This is a genomic window from Pseudomonas brenneri (genome assembly GCF_007858285.1).
Taxonomy (GTDB): domain Bacteria; phylum Pseudomonadota; class Gammaproteobacteria; order Pseudomonadales; family Pseudomonadaceae; genus Aquipseudomonas; species Aquipseudomonas brenneri.
Genome location: NZ_VFIL01000011.1, coordinates 90,498 through 105,588 on the forward strand (window position 1 = coordinate 90,498; position 15,091 = coordinate 105,588).

Here is a 15,091-nt window from a genome sequence, read left to right on the forward strand (position 1 = left end):
GCCGCCGTTGATGGCATGTACTGGTGCCTTGGGTTTGTGGTTTAAATGGCCGAAGGCTTCATTGGTAAATTGAAAAGCTGAAAAGCGAATTAGCTCCGCAGAGTGAGGCAAGCAATGACTGAACACGTTCAAGTCGGTGGCCTGCAGGTCGCCAAAGTCCTGTTCGACTTCGTAAACAACGAAGCCATTCCCGGTACCGGCCTGACCGCCGACCAGTTCTGGGCCGGTGCCGACAAGGTCATTCACGACCTGGCACCGAAGAACAAAGCCCTACTCGCCAAACGCGACGATTTCCAAGCGCGGATCGATGCCTGGCACCAGACCCACGCCGGCCAGGCCCATGACGCGGTGGCCTACAAGGCCTTCCTGCAAGATATTGGCTACCTGCTGCCAGAAGCGGCGGACTTCCAGGCGACCACACAAAACGTCGATGACGAAATCGCCCGCATGGCCGGCCCCCAGTTGGTGGTGCCGGTGATGAATGCGCGGTTCGCCCTCAACGCCTCCAATGCCCGCTGGGGCTCGCTGTACGACGCGCTGTATGGCACCGACGCCATCAGCGAAGCCGACGGTGCCGAGAAAGGCCCGGGCTACAACAAGGTGCGTGGCGACAAGGTCATCGCCTTCGCCCGCGCCTTCCTCGACGAAGCCGCACCGCTTACCGCCGGCAGCCACGTTGACTCCACCGGCTACAAGATTGTCGATGGCAAGCTGATTGTCAGCCTCAAGGGCGGCAGCAACAGCGGCCTGCGCGACGATGCGCAACTGATCGGCTACCAGGGCGATGCGGCCCAGCCAATCGCGATCCTCCTGAAAAACCACGGCTTGCATTTCGAAATCCAGATCGACGCCAGCACCCCGGTCGGCCAGACCGACGCAGCCGGCGTCAAAGACATCCTGATGGAAGCCGCGCTGACCACCATCATGGACTGCGAAGACTCCGTCGCCGCCGTCGATGCCGACGACAAAGTGGTGATCTACCGTAACTGGCTCGGCCTGATGAAGGGCGACCTGGCCGAAGAAGTGGCCAAGGGCGGCAAGACTTTCACCCGCACCATGAATGCCGACCGCAGCTACACCGGCATCGACGGCAATGCCGTGACCTTGCATGGTCGCTCGCTGCTGTTCGTGCGTAACGTTGGCCACCTGATGACCATCGACGCGATCCTCGACGCCCAGGGCAATGAAGTGCCCGAAGGCATCCTCGACGGTCTGATCACCAGCCTGGCAGCGGTCCATAGCCTCAATGGCAACAACAGCCGCAAGAACAGCCGCACGGGCTCGGTGTATATCGTCAAGCCAAAGATGCACGGCCCGGAAGAAGCCGCGTTTACCAACGAGCTGTTCGGCCGTATCGAAGAGGTACTGACCCTGCCGCGCAACACTCTCAAGGTCGGGATCATGGACGAGGAGCGCCGCACCACGGTCAACCTCAAGGCCTGCATCAAGGCGGCCAGCGAGCGCGTGGTGTTTATCAACACCGGCTTCCTCGACCGTACCGGCGACGAAATCCACACCTCCATGGAAGCCGGCGCGATGGTGCGCAAGGCCGCGATGAAGGCGGAAAAATGGATCAGCGCCTACGAAAACTGGAACGTCGATATCGGCTTGAGCACCGGCCTGCAAGGCCGCGCACAGATTGGTAAAGGCATGTGGGCGATGCCCGACCTGATGGCCGCCATGCTCGAACAGAAAATCGCGCACCCACTGGCCGGCGCCAACACCGCTTGGGTCCCATCACCTACCGCCGCGGCGCTGCACGCACTGCATTACCACAAGGTCGACGTATTTGCCCGCCAGGCCGAACTGGCCAAGCGCGAGCGTGCTTCGGTGGACGACATCCTGACCATTCCCCTGGCGCAGAATACCGACTGGTCCGAGGAAGAAATCCGCAACGAACTGGACAACAACGCCCAGGGCATCCTCGGTTACGTGGTGCGCTGGATCGACCAGGGCGTGGGTTGCTCGAAAGTGCCGGATATCAACGATGTGGGCCTGATGGAAGACCGCGCCACCCTGCGTATCTCCAGCCAGCACATTGCCAACTGGCTGCGCCATGGCGTGGTCAGCCAAACCCAGGTCATGGAAAGCCTCAAGCGCATGGCGCCGGTGGTGGATCGGCAGAATGCCGGGGATGCGCTGTACCGTCCGTTGGCTCCGGATTTTGACAGCAACATCGCGTTTCAAGCCGCGATTGAGCTGGTGATTGAAGGGACCCAGCAGCCCAATGGTTATACCGAGCCGGTGTTGCATCGCAGGCGTCGGGAGTTCAAGGCCAGGAATGGCCTGTAACTCACAACTGAAATAAAGAAGCCCCGGTCATATGGCCGGGGCTTTTTATATAGCGTGTAGAAAGATTTAGCTGACAATAATGACGTAGGTCCCCGAAAGCAGAGCCTGAGCCCCAGCCCCAGAACCCGTTCCGTCAACTTTTACACCGGTCAATGTGCCCATATGCACGTTACCGACAACCTTCACCTGGATGGTGCCTGCAACCGGGTGTGTAAAGGTGCGCCCAGCAGGGTCCAGATAATCTATCTGAAATTGCGTATGCGTTAAATTGTGAGTCCCCTGTCCCAGGGACTGGCCATAGTCAATCTCCAGGTGCGTGGTATCACTGCTAGCGACCAGCTTGACCCCAGACGAACTGCCAGAAAATTGATTCGGGAAAAAGCCTTGATCTTGCCCATCGATACGCACCGAGATGTTTGCTTCGACCGTGGTGGTGCTATTACATACATTACTCATGGTGAACTCCTGTTCGCAGCATTGAGGGGCGCCGATCCCAAGCCAGCACCCTCCCAACGATTAAACAGGCCCCCCTCAAAACGCCGATACTGTGAAATCTGACAGTCCCGACCAACGGCCCAACCCCGCCTACTGCGCCATCCCCAACTCGCGCTTGACCATCTTCGCCAACTTCACGCTATCAATCGGCTTGAGCAGAAAGTCCACCACGCTCAAGTGCATCGCATCAATCACATCCGGTGCCTCGGCATCCCCGGACATGATGATGATCGGCAACGCCGCCCGGGTGGACTCGCGCACCCGTCGGATCAATTCCAGGCCGTTGCTGGGAGCCATGCGCAGATCGGTGATCAATAACCCGATGGACGTGTTGGAGTTGAGGAGCTGCCACGCCGCCTCGCCACTGTCCGCCGTCATGCAACGAATGCCGTCCAGCCCAAGGATTTCGGCCAGTAATTCACGGGCGTCTTTATCGTCATCAACGATCAGCACCCGTTGCGGCGGTAGATCAGGCTCCAGCATCACGGCGCTCAGCGCCTCGCGCTCGGCATCACTCAAAATATCTTGGTCGGGCATAGGTTTCTCGGCAGTTCAACTCAATCTCCCAGCACAGAAGTCAGACATCACCGGAAGGGCGAACAATGTGCACTTCGTCGGATAGTTTTCCTAGTGGGCGTTCTACGGGTCTGGACGATATTCATGTAAGGTTTTTCCTTAGTCATTGAAGGCCTTATAGCTACCTAGACTTACGTCCAATGGGCACCCGTCGCGTGGGGGTCGACCATGAGGCACGATAACGACAAAAAAACTGCGGTCATGGTTATGAGTAAAGCTGATGCTTTCACCCAGGCAGGGAAAACTGCGGTGTTGCAGAACATTCACGGCACCCTGCAATTCCTGCAACGGTTCCCGCCCTTCAACCAGATGGAAAACGCCCACCTGGCGTTTCTGGTGGAGCAGTGCCAATTGCGCTTCTACGGCCCCGGCGAGAGCATCCTCAAGCCGTCGGCAGGCCCGGTGGAGCACTTCTATATCGTCAAGCAGGGGCGTGTGGTTGGCGAACGCCCGGACTCGGCCGAAACCACCTTCGAAATCACCACCGGAGAATGCTTCCCCCTGGCCGCCCTGCTGGGGGAACGGGCCACCCGCACGGAGCACAAGGCCGCCGAAGACACCTTTTGCCTGCAACTGAACAAGCCGGCGTTTATCAAGCTGTTTGCCCTCTCCGGACCGTTCCGCGATTTTTCCTTGCGCGGGGTCAGCAGCCTGTTGGATCAGGTCAACCAGCAAGTCCAGCAAAAAGCCGTAGAAAATCTTGGCACCCAGTATTCATTGAATACCCGCCTGGGCGAGTTGGCCATGCGCCACCCGGTGACGTGCAGCCCGCTGACGCCGCTGCGTGAAGCGGTCACATTGATGCATGAGCAGCAGGTCGGCAGCATCGTGGTGGTGGATGAGCACAAGACGCCCCTGGGGATTTTCACCCTGCGTGACCTGCGTCATGTGGTGGCCGACGGCATCAGCGATTTCACCCAGGCCATCGAGCGCCATATGACCCAGGCGCCGTTCTTTTTAAGCCCCGATCACAGCGCCTTCGACGCGGCGATTGCCATGACCGAACGGCACATCGCCCACGTGTGCCTGGTCAAGGACCGGCGCCTGTGCGGCGTGGTGTCCGAGCGCGATCTGTTCTCCCTGCAACGGGTCGACCTGGTGCACCTGGCGCGCACCATCCGCAATGCGCCACGGGTGGAGAACCTGGTGGCGATTCGCGGGGAGATCGGCCAATTGGTCGAACGCATGCTGGCCCACGGTGCGTCGTCCACCCAGATCACTCAGATTATTACGTTGCTCAACGATCACACGGTGTGCCGGGTGATCGAGTTGACCCTCGCCGAGAAAGGCGACCCCGGCGTGCCCTTCAGTTGGCTGTGTTTCGGCAGCGAAGGCCGCCGCGAGCAGACGCTGCATACCGACCAGGACAACGGCATTCTGTTCGACGCCAGGGACGCCGCCCACGCCGCCGAGATTCGCGGCCTGCTGTTGCCGCTGGCGCAGCAGATCAACCAGAGCCTGGCGCTGTGCGGCTTTACCCTGTGCAAGGGCAATATCATGGCCGGCAACCCCGAGCTGTGCCTGTCCCGTGCCGAATGGGCCCGGCGCTTTGCGGCGTTTATCCGCGAGGCGACGCCGGAGAACCTGCTCAAATCCAGTATCTACTTCGACCTGCGGGTGGTCTGGGGCGATGAACAGGGCTGTGAGCAATTGCGCCAGGGCCTGCTTGAGCAGGTCGCGGACAATCGCCTGTTCCAACGGATGATGGCCGAGAACGCCTTGCGCCAGCGCCCGCCGGTGGGGCGTTTCCGTGATTTCGTGCTGACGCGCAAAGGCGCGGACAAGGCCACGCTCGACCTCAAGGTGCAGGGTTTGACACCCTTCGTCGATGGCGCCCGCCTGCTGGCCCTGGCCAATGGGATCGCCGCCAACAACACCCTGGAACGCTTGCAGCAACTGGTGGACAAGGAGGTGATCGAACGCCTGGACGGCGCAGCCTACGAAGAGGCCTACCACTTTATCCAGCAAACCCGCATGCAGCAGCACCAGTTGCAGACCCGCGAGAACCAGCCGTATTCCAACCGGGTCGATCCCGACAGCCTCAACCACCTGGACCGGCGCATCCTGCGTGAATCCCTGCGCCAGGCCCAGCGTCTGCAAAGCAGCCTGGCCCTAAGGTATCAGCTGTGAGCCTGTTCAGTTGGCTGCGCCCTTCCCGTCCGGGACTGGATGAGCATCAACAAGCACGCCTGCAGCAATTGCCAGCAGCGCCCGCAGTGCTCGGCGAAACGACCCTGCGCGACCAGCGCTGGGTCGTCCTGGACCTGGAAACCAGCGGCCTGAACCTCAATCGCGATCAGGTACTGTCGATTGGCGCGGTGGTGATCGAAGACGGTGCCGTCGATTTTTCCCAGCAGTTCGAGCGCACCCTGCAACGGGCGCAAACCAAACTCAGCCCCAGCGTACTGATCCACGGCCTCGGCCCCAGTGCGATCGCCGCTGGTTGCGACCCAGCCGAGGCGTTGCTGGACTTCATGGCCTTTGTCGGCGACAGCCCACTGTTGGCGTTCCATGCACCGTTCGACCAACACATGCTCGGCCGCGCGCTCAAGGACAGCCTGGGTTATCGCCTGGCCCACCCATTCCTCGACGTGGCAGACCTGGCGCCGCTGCTGTGCCCGCAAGCGCATATCCGCGAAGCCGGCCTGGATGACTGGATCGCCCACTTCAACCTGCAGGTCGGTGAGCGCCATCACGCCAGCGCCGATGCCCTGGCCACCGCTGAGTTGATGTTGATTCTGTTCAGCCGTGCCCGCCAGCAAGGGCTGGACAGCCCCGCTGCGTTGCAGCAACGCCTGAACCAGTGGAAACGTCGCAAGCAAGCCCCTTCCTTCTAAACACCGCAACCGGCTCCGGCAATGGGTTGTGGTGCCATCACCCGACCAACGCCAATTGCGCCCATTCCGCGCCTCTGCCACAATCGCGAATAATTCTCGTTAGTTTAAACTTCTCGATTGGTGATGCCTTGTCGTCAGCCCAAAGTCCCCACAGTGAGCTTGTTGGCACGTTGTACCGTGACCATCGCGGCTGGCTGCTGGCATGGCTGCGGCGCAACGTAGCCTGCCCCAGTCGGGCCGAAGACCTGAGCCAGGACACCTTCATGCGCCTGCTGGGCCGTGAAGAACTGCGTGCGCCCCGTGAACCGCGGGCGTTCCTGGTGGCCGTCGCCAAGGGCCTGCTGTTTGACTATTTCCGCCGCGCCGCGCTGGAACAGGCCTACCTCAGCGAACTGATGCTGATCCCGGAAAGCGAACACCCGTCCCCGGAAGAACAGCACCTGATCCTCGAAGACCTCAAGGCCATCGACCGTCTGCTGGGCAAGCTCTCCAGCAAGGCTCGCGCCGCCTTCCTCTACAACCGCCTGGATGGCCTGGGCCACGCCGAAATTGCCCAGCGCCTGGGGGTTTCCGTGCCACGGGTGCGGCAGTATCTGGCCCAGGGGATTCGCCAGTGCTACATCGCACTGTATGGCGAGCCGCTGTGAGTCAGATCAGTTCAAAACCGGTTTCTGCGCGAGTGCTGGATGCCGCGATTGCCTGGCAACTGTCCCTGGATTCCGGGGATGGCAGCGCCGTGGAGCATGAAGAATTCAATAAATGGCTGGCCAGCAACGAAGAACATGCTCGCGCCTGGCGCCAACTGGGCATGCTCGATCAGCGCTTTTGCGTAGCCAGCGGCCCGGCGCGGGCGGCGCTGCTGCAATCGCGTGAAAGTATCCGGCGACGGGTGCGCAAGCTCGGCAGTGGCCTGGCCAGTGTGGTGCTGGTCTGCGGCCTGGCGCTGTTCGCCGGCCAGCGCTACGTGCCCATCAACTATTGGCTGGCCGACCAACGCACCGCCACCGGCGAACAACGCACGCTGAAACTGGCGGATGGCACGCTGATCAACCTCAACACCCACAGCGCCATTGACGTGCGCTTTGACGAAAAGCGCCGGGTGATTGTGCTGCAGGACGGCGAGATCCTCGTCGAGACCGGTCACAACGATGCACGCCCCTTTGTCGTCGAGACCCGCGACGGCAGCCTGCGCGCCCTGGGCACGCGGTTTATCGTCAAACGCGAGGACAACGGTACGCGGCTCAGCGTTTTGCAGTCGGCCGTGGCAGCGCAGCCTGAGGCGTTGCATCAAGAACAGGTGTTCAAGGAAGGCCAGCAGGTCCTGATGCGCCATGACGGCCTCGGTCCACTGCTGACGGTCACTCCCGGCTCCGATGCCTGGACCCGCGGCATGCTGGTGGTCGACAACGCGCGGCTGGGGGATGTGGTCGAAGAACTCGGCCGCTACCGCAGCGGCTACCTGGGTGTGGATAAAAACGTGGCCGACCTGCGCATCACCGGCAGCTTTCCGCTGCAGGACACCGACCTGGCCTTGAATGCGCTGCTGCCGACCTTGCCAGTGCAGATCCAGCAGCGTACGCCGTGGTGGGTGACGGTAGTGCCAAAGGTCGCGGGTAACCCTTAGGGCCCTATCGCAGGCAAGCCTGCGATAGGGCTCTGAACCCCCCCATTTCCTCCCAGACAAAAAATATTTCCCCCCAGCCCTATCACTTTTTGATTCTCGCTCGGCACACAGGCAATTGAGAAATATTTCCATTCAGGAGCCGCCCTATGTCCCGCACGCTAGACACCTTGTTGCGCCCCAGCCTGTTAGCCGTGGCCATTGCCCTCAGCGCCCCGCTGGCCAGCACTGCGCTGATCGCTGCCGAACAGGCGTCTAGCGTACGTGCCTATAACCTGCCGGCCGCCCCCCTGGCCAGCACCCTGAACCAGATCGCCAGCCAGGCCGGCCTGGCCCTGACCCTCAACCCCGCGCTGGCAGCGGGCAAGACCTCGGCCCCGGTCAAGGGCCAGTTCGACGCCCAGGGCGCCCTGCGTGAAGCCTTGCGCGGCAGTGGTCTGCAGTTGGAGCAGAGCAGCGCCGGCACGTTCAGCCTGGTGCCGGTCCCGGAGGGTGTGGTTGCACTGCCAGAGACCAGCATCATTGGCCAGGGCAATTATGAAAGCGCCTGGGGGCCGGTGGAGGGGTATGTGGCTACGCGTACGGCGGCGGGGAGCAAGACGGATACACCAATTGCCGAATTACCGCGTTCCGTGACGGTAATCACCCGTAAACAAATGGAAGACCGCTCTGTTCTCAACCTCAATGACGCCCTGCGCTATACCGCTGGGGTGCAGAGCAGCGGCTATGGTTCTGACTCGCGCAGCGATTGGTTGCTGGTGCGCGGTTTTGTACCGACCCAATTCCTCGATGGCCTGCCTTTGCCAAAGGGCAACTATGCCACGCCAAAAATCGATACTTGGAGCCTGGAGCGTATCGCCGTACTGCGCGGTCCGGCTTCGTCTGTCTACGGCCAGACGCCTCCCGGCGGCTTGCTAGATATGGTCAGCCGTCGTCCACAAGCTGAAAGCAGTAACGAGGTCGAGGTACAGACCGGCACCAATAATCACAAGCAGATCAGCTTCGACAGCACCGGAAAAATCGATGACGAAGGTCAATTCCTTTACCGCATTGGTGGCGTAGTGCGTGACAGCGATACAGCGGTCGATCACATCCCCGACAAACGCTACAACGTCGCGCCCAGCCTGACTTGGAATATCAACGACGACACCAAACTGACCTTGCTCTCGCAGTTCACCCGCGACGACACCGGGATCACTGGCCAGTTCTTGCCGCTGCAAGGCACCAAATTGTCTTCGCCGGCTGGCAAAATTTCCCACCACAAAAATCTGGGTGATCCTGACTGGGAATTCTACGACCGTACTTACTACGCGCTCGGTTATGCGTTTGAAACTCGTCTGAACGATACCTGGCAGTTCCGTCAAAACCTGCGCTACACCAAAAATGACCTGTCATTCCAAGGCATTACTGCAGGTGGGAGTTTTTGGCCAAACGGGCCAGAGTTGGCTGTAGACGCCGATGGCAATGTGAGCCGCTCAGCCGGCAAAGTCGATGAAAACATCGGGCAGTTTGCCGTCGACAACAACTTCCAGGCCGACTTCCAGACGGGGGCTGTAAGCCACACCTTGCTGCTGGGCCTGGACCACCAGCGCTCTGATGCCGATGCTCGTTGGCTGTGGGGTTCTGCCGGTGTTCCTACCATCAACTTCAATCGACCGGTGTACGGCCAGGACTTCTCCAAAGTCCAATACTTCACCATGTATGACTACACTCAGAAAACTCAGCAGACCGGCCTCTACATCCAGGACCAGATGGCCCTCGACAACTGGCGCCTGACGCTTGGCGGGCGTGAGGACTGGGTACACACCGGGACTACCTTCCACAATCAGAACGACGCCACCAACACCCAGCGCGACAAGAGCTTCAGCGGTAACGCGGCGCTCAGCTATGTGTTCGACAACGGCATCACTCCCTACCTGTCTTACGCCGAATCATTCCAGGCGGGCTCCGGTACGCAAGTGCTCAGCACAGGTGCATTCAAGCCTACCGAGGGCAAGCAATACGAAGCCGGTATCAAGTACCAACCACCTGGCACCAAGGCGTTGCTGACCGCCGCTGTGTTCGATCTGACTCAGACCAACACCTCGGTGACAGAAGGCGGCATTACTCGCCAAGTGGGCGAGGTACGAGTGCGTGGCCTGGAGTTGGAAGCCAGTGCTGACGTTACCGAAAGCCTCAAGCTCGTGGGTTCGTACACCTATAACGACAGCGAAATCACCAAGGGCACTGCCGAAGAAAAAGGCAACCGCATGAATCAGGTACCTCGCAACCAGGCCACCGCCTGGGCCGACTACACCTGGCACAGCGGCCCACTGGATGGCTTTGGCGTTGGTGCGGGCGTGCGCTATGTCGGCGACACCTACGGCAATGCTGCCAACACCGACTGGGGCCATGTAGGCTCCTACACGGTGTACGACGCCTCGGCCCACTACGATCTTGGCCGCGTAAGCAGCACCCTGAAAGGAGTCACCGTGGCGGTCGATGCCAAGAACATCTTCAACAAGGACTACCTAGCCACCTGTGATGGTTTCTACTGCTACTACGGCGACCAGCGTAACGTCGTCGCCAGCGTGAATTACAAATTCTAAGACGGTTAAAAACCGCAGATGAAGGGCCGCCCCAATTGCGGCCCTTTTGCCTTTTGGAGCCGTGATGAAAAGCACAACCATCCGCCGCTGGTCCTTCATCCACACCTGGACCAGCCTGATCTGCACCGTGTTCCTGCTGATGCTGGCGCTGACCGGCCTGCCGTTGATCTTTCACCATGAGATCGATCACCTGCTGGGCAACGAGCCCGAACTCCAGCAGATGCCAGCCGATACCCCGCAGCTCAACCTTGAGCAACTGGTGGCCAAGGCCCAGGCCCATCGCCCTGGCGAAGCCATGCAGTACCTGGCCTGGGATGAAGACGACAAGAACGGCGTGATCGCGATCATGGCGGCCACCGCCGGCACCGAGCCGAACGCGTCCCACACTTTCATGCTCGACGCCCGAACCGGGGACAGTGTGGAGATGCCCTCGGCCAATGGCGGGCTGACGATGTTCCTGCTACGCCTGCATGTGGATATGTTCGCCGGGTTGCCGGGCAAGTTGCTGCTGGCGTTCATGGGCATACTGTTTGTGGTCGCGATCATCTCCGGCACGGTGCTGTACCTGCCGTTCATGCGCCGTTTGAAATTCGCCACCGTGCGCCAGGACAAGTCCACACGCCTGCGCTGGCTCGACCTGCATAACCTGATCGGCGTCGTCACCCTGACCTGGGTGCTGGTGGTGGGCGTCACCGGGGTGATCAGCGCCTGTGCCGACCTGATCATCGCCGCCTGGCGCAATGACAGCCTCACCGCGATGATCGAACCCTATAAGAACGCGCCGCCGCTGACCTTGCGTGCGCCGGCGACCGACCTGCTGAAGATCGCCGAACAGGTCGCGCCGGGCATGACGCCAGACTTTATTGCGTTTCCCGGTACGCGGTTTTCCAGTGAGCACCATTACGCGGTGTTCATGAAAGGCAGCACGCACCTGACCTCGCACTTGCTGACGCCGGTACTGATCGACGCCAGCGACCTGAGCGTCACCGCCGTCGCCGGGCGGCCGTGGTACATGGACGCCATGGGCATGTCCCAGCCCCTGCACTTTGGCGACTACGGCGGCATGCCGATGAAAATCCTCTGGGCGGTGATGGATGTGTTGACCATCATCGTGCTGGGCAGCGGTGTGTACCTGTGGCGGGTGCGGCGCAAGGCGGCCAAGCCATGAGGCCGCGGCAGTCGAACTTCTGGAAGGTGTTTGGGGTGCCGCTGGGGATCGGGTTGCTCAGTGGTGCGGGGTTGTTTGCGGCGCTGTTGGGGGATGGAGTTAGGGACTCCCTTAGCTGGATTGGGTTGGGGATCCCGGCGGTAATCGGTGTATGGGGGTTGGTGCGGCGGCCTTGAGAACGCTTTCGCGAGCAAGCCCGCTCCCACATTCGACAGTGTTCACGGCATATCAGAACTACAGGACAAGATTTATCTGCTTACATGCCGTCACACCTATTTAGATCATCCTTACACGTGAGTCGAGAAGCATAAGCGAAGCAAGCTGCTATCGAAACCGGAGGGGGCGAAAGATTCGCAAGGTATGTTTACCGTACGCTTACCTATCAGGAGCGTTGCTTGAAGTATTACTTGTATGTTCCGTTTTTAGAAAAGTGCTCTGCTTTGCCGAAGCGAACAGATAATCCGAGAACAAATAACTAATCAGTAGAGTTAACGGCCCAAGCTTTACCACGACGCACACCATAAGGAAATTTAAACTAGCTGGAGCGCCATGATATTTATCGGGTCTGGGCCGTCATATAAGATCTATCTTAACTCAACTCAGCAGAACGCCTTAGCCGATAAATGGAGCTCAATCCGACACTCATGCCCCTTGCACAAGACGAGGGCAAGCACATACGTAACGACAGAAAAACAAGACACTCCTCAAATATCTTTCAAGTCAGTGCCCATTACGGAATTCAATCAAAGTTATATCGTTACAGCCGTGTAATTTTTCCCCATTTTCAAACTCTCCTATCAGCAGGGTCGTTTCAATCCCCCTCTAAACCTGCAGGTTTCCGCCATCCTCCTAGGAGTAACTAAGCATGCCTACAAAAAAACGCATCATCGAGACTGCCACAGTGAACTCGGATATATCCCAGTTTCAAGATGCTGCTTCGATGACACCAGGTGTTACCCCTACCTTGAGCGAAGATAGCGTCACTTCGTCCACAGACATCACTTCCACCCCCGCCATCACGAAGGTATTCGACAACGTCGGAGAAAGCGTAGGCTTGCGTGGCAGTAGCAGCAGCACAGATGACGCTCGGCCTACCTTCCAAGGCATCGCCGAACCCAATAGCTTGGTGACTGTCCGTGACAACGGTGTATTACTCGGGACAGCCCAGGTCAATGCCTCCGGCGAGTGGAGTTTCACTCCCGCCATCGACCTGAGCCCAGGTGACTACAATCTGCGTGTCAGTGACTCTTTTGGCCAGAGCGAGGTGTTCGTGTTACGTATTCTGGGACCGGGAGAAGCTGCACCCGAAGTCGGCATCACGTACTATTTCGATGATACCGGCGTACAACAGGGGTACTTCCCCAATAACACCAGCACCGACGATGCCCGCCCTACCTTCGGTGGAGTTGCTCAGCCCAAGGCCATCGTCACGATATATGAGGGTGATCAGGTCATCGGTTCAGCTCAGGCTGATGCCAAGGGTAAATGGCAATTCACACCAACCAATGACCTAAGTGTTGGCGCTCATAGTTTCACGGTGATCGATGCCAGCGGTCAGCATAGCGACGTCTTCAACGTACAGATCCAAGACCCGACGCAAGCGCCGGATCCAACACCTCGCATCAGTTGGGCCGTTGATAATGTAGGTTCAAGTCAAGGTAACCTCGGTAACGGCGCCAGCACTGATGACAACTTTCCGGTATTGTCCGGCCACGGCACGCCCAACAGCGTACTCAATGTATATGCCAATGGCACTTATCAGGGGGGGGCTAACGTTGATGCCAGCGGCAACTGGTCCTTCAGCTTCAGCCAACCACTACTCGAGGGTAATCAGATCCTCACTGTGGAGGACATCACCGACGGCTTGATCAGCGCGGACTTCAACTTACATATTGAATCCTTTCCAGCGTTACCTCAGCCGCCAAACATTGAATCGGTCTTTGATAATGTCGGCTACAGCCAAGGCAGCCTGGCCAGCGGCGCCAGCACCGATGACCTGCGCCCACAGTTGCAAGGGAAAGGCTCCCCCAATAGCGAGCTGCATATCTTCGATAACGGCATCTACCTGAACTCGGTCAAAGTCGACAATGGCGGCAACTGGTCACTCAACACCTTCAAGGATTTGAGTGGCGGGACTCACAGCTTCACCGTGGTGAATGCTGCCGGACAGAGCAGCCAACCCTTCGAGCTGAATGTCATAGCCCCGCCCGAGCCGAGTATTGACTCGGTCTTTGATAATGTCGGCTACAGCCAAGGCAGCCTGGCCAGCGGCGCCAGCACCGACGACTTGCGCCCTCAGTTGCTAGGGAAAGGCTCCCCCAATAGCGAGCTGCATATCTTCGATAACGGCATCTACCTGAACTCGGTCAAAGTCGACAATGGCGGCAACTGGTCACTCAGCACCTTCAAGGATTTGAGTGATGGGACTCACAGCTTCACCGTGGTGAATGCTGCCGGACAGAGCAGCCAACCCTTCGAGCTGAATGTCATAACCCCGCCCGCGCCAAATCCAAGTATTGGATCGGCCCAAGACAATGTCGGTGGTGAACAGGCATTTCTCACCAATGGCGCCAGCACCGATGACGCTCGCCCAGGCCTGTATGGGGAAGGCCGACCTAACTCGGTTATCACGATCTATGACGGTGAGCAGGAGATCGGCTCGACAATCAGTAACACTGGAGGTGATTGGTACTTCAGCCCACGTACCGAACTGTCCTTGGGTGATCACCATTTCGTAGCTGTCGACAGTGCTGGCGAACGTAGCGAGACCTTCTCACTGACGGTAGAACCTCAGGCCCCCTTTATCAGCTACTTTATCGACAACGTTGGTATCGAAACGGGTTACTTTGGTGATGGAGACGCTACCGATGACGCTACGCCTACGTTCACTGGCAGCGGCATACCTGATAGCCTGATCACTTTCTACAGCGACGACCAAGTCATCGGCTCGACTCAAGCCTCCGCTGACGGCCAGTGGCGGTTCACACCGGCACAGCCTCTGAGTGAAGGTGATCACAGCATTAGCGCGATAAGCACCAATGGCGTGATCAGCAATACATTCGAGCTGACAGTTACCCCTCTGACGGGGTTGAACAATCCGTTGGGGCTGACCCTGTCCGATGTCATGAGCGACACCAGTAAAGACTTCTTTGTCACAGCAGCACCTGAAGTCAGCAGCGGATTCTCCGTACCGGTCCTGGCGTTTGATGCACAACTGTTTGCTCAAGACAGCACATTATCGCCAATCCCCTCCACCGATTACGGTGTAACCGTTCAGGCCGACCTGACGATGGTGAACTTGATGGAGCAAATGCAGCTGCATCAACCAATGACATAAAAACGATAAAAGTCTCAACTTAATCTGAAATCCCCCCTGAAAAAACGGGGCTGCCGGGCTGGATGATTGTGTGAGCGATCACCAGTCCAAGAGGTGTAGCCCCGCCTGGAAGCTGTCGGCGCATCTGGGCTTATTAAACATACCCGTCGCCAAGTCGTTGATCTTGAACCCGCGATT

At 59.0% G+C, this 15,091-nt stretch carries 11 protein-coding genes; 9 read left to right on the forward strand and 2 right to left on the reverse strand.

Going from position 1 to position 15,091, the window contains the following annotated elements; translation table 11 throughout:
• Positions 1-114: 114 nt before the first annotated feature.
• Positions 115-2,292, forward strand: coding sequence for a malate synthase G (locus FJD34_RS22500; RefSeq protein ID WP_032858601.1), 2,178 nt, complete (start codon positions 115-117; stop codon positions 2,290-2,292).
• A 66-nt stretch (positions 2,293-2,358) separates the two neighbouring features.
• On the opposite strand, the gene FJD34_RS22505 is transcribed toward FJD34_RS22500, so the two are convergent.
• Together FJD34_RS22505 and FJD34_RS22510 are read right to left on the reverse strand one after the other, a co-directional pair.
• Entirely contained in the window at positions 2,359-2,748 is a 390-nt protein-coding gene (locus FJD34_RS22505) for a hypothetical protein (RefSeq protein ID WP_032858602.1), read from the reverse strand.
• Positions 2,749-2,877: 129 nt separating this feature from the next.
• Complete coding sequence (locus FJD34_RS22510; RefSeq protein WP_032858604.1) at positions 2,878-3,324, reverse strand: response regulator; 447 nt, start codon at positions 3,322-3,324, stop codon at positions 2,878-2,880.
• A gap of 246 nt (positions 3,325-3,570) precedes the next feature.
• On the opposite strand from FJD34_RS22510, the gene FJD34_RS22515 reads away from it, so the two are divergent.
• The 8 genes from FJD34_RS22515 (at position 3,571) to FJD34_RS22550 (ending at position 14,914) form a co-directional block, all read left to right on the forward strand.
• On the forward strand, positions 3,571-5,493 hold the full coding sequence (locus FJD34_RS22515) for a putative nucleotidyltransferase substrate binding domain-containing protein (protein ID WP_174553294.1): 1,923 nt from the start codon (positions 3,571-3,573) through the stop codon (positions 5,491-5,493).
• The gene (locus FJD34_RS22520; RefSeq protein WP_090292236.1) at positions 5,490-6,200 is read left to right on the forward strand and encodes a 3'-5' exonuclease; all 711 of its coding nucleotides are present in this window, start codon (positions 5,490-5,492) and stop codon (positions 6,198-6,200) included. The genes FJD34_RS22515 and FJD34_RS22520 overlap by 4 nt, the downstream gene beginning before the upstream one ends.
• Positions 6,201-6,328: 128 nt before the next feature.
• Entirely contained in the window at positions 6,329-6,847 is a 519-nt protein-coding gene (locus FJD34_RS22525) for an RNA polymerase sigma factor (protein ID WP_032858607.1), read from the forward strand.
• The gene (locus tag FJD34_RS22530; RefSeq protein WP_065942693.1) at positions 6,844-7,824 is read left to right on the forward strand and encodes a FecR domain-containing protein; all 981 of its coding nucleotides are present in this window, start codon (positions 6,844-6,846) and stop codon (positions 7,822-7,824) included. Before FJD34_RS22525 ends, FJD34_RS22530 begins: the two co-directional genes overlap by 4 nt.
• Positions 7,825-7,970: 146 nt before the next feature.
• Entirely contained in the window at positions 7,971-10,409 is a 2,439-nt protein-coding gene (locus tag FJD34_RS22535; RefSeq protein WP_032858610.1) for a TonB-dependent siderophore receptor, read from the forward strand.
• Between the two features lie 64 nt (positions 10,410-10,473).
• Positions 10,474-11,577 (forward strand): PepSY-associated TM helix domain-containing protein, encoded by a 1,104-nt coding sequence (locus FJD34_RS22540; protein ID WP_032858611.1) that lies wholly within the window; start codon positions 10,474-10,476, stop codon positions 11,575-11,577.
• Complete coding sequence (locus FJD34_RS28515; RefSeq protein ID WP_090292238.1) at positions 11,574-11,753, forward strand: hypothetical protein; 180 nt, start codon at positions 11,574-11,576, stop codon at positions 11,751-11,753. Before FJD34_RS22540 ends, FJD34_RS28515 begins: the two co-directional genes overlap by 4 nt.
• A gap of 689 nt (positions 11,754-12,442) precedes the next feature.
• Positions 12,443-14,914, forward strand: a complete 2,472-nt coding sequence (locus FJD34_RS22550; protein ID WP_090292240.1) for an Ig-like domain-containing protein — start codon at positions 12,443-12,445, stop codon at positions 14,912-14,914.
• Positions 14,915-15,091 lie beyond the last annotated feature (177 nt).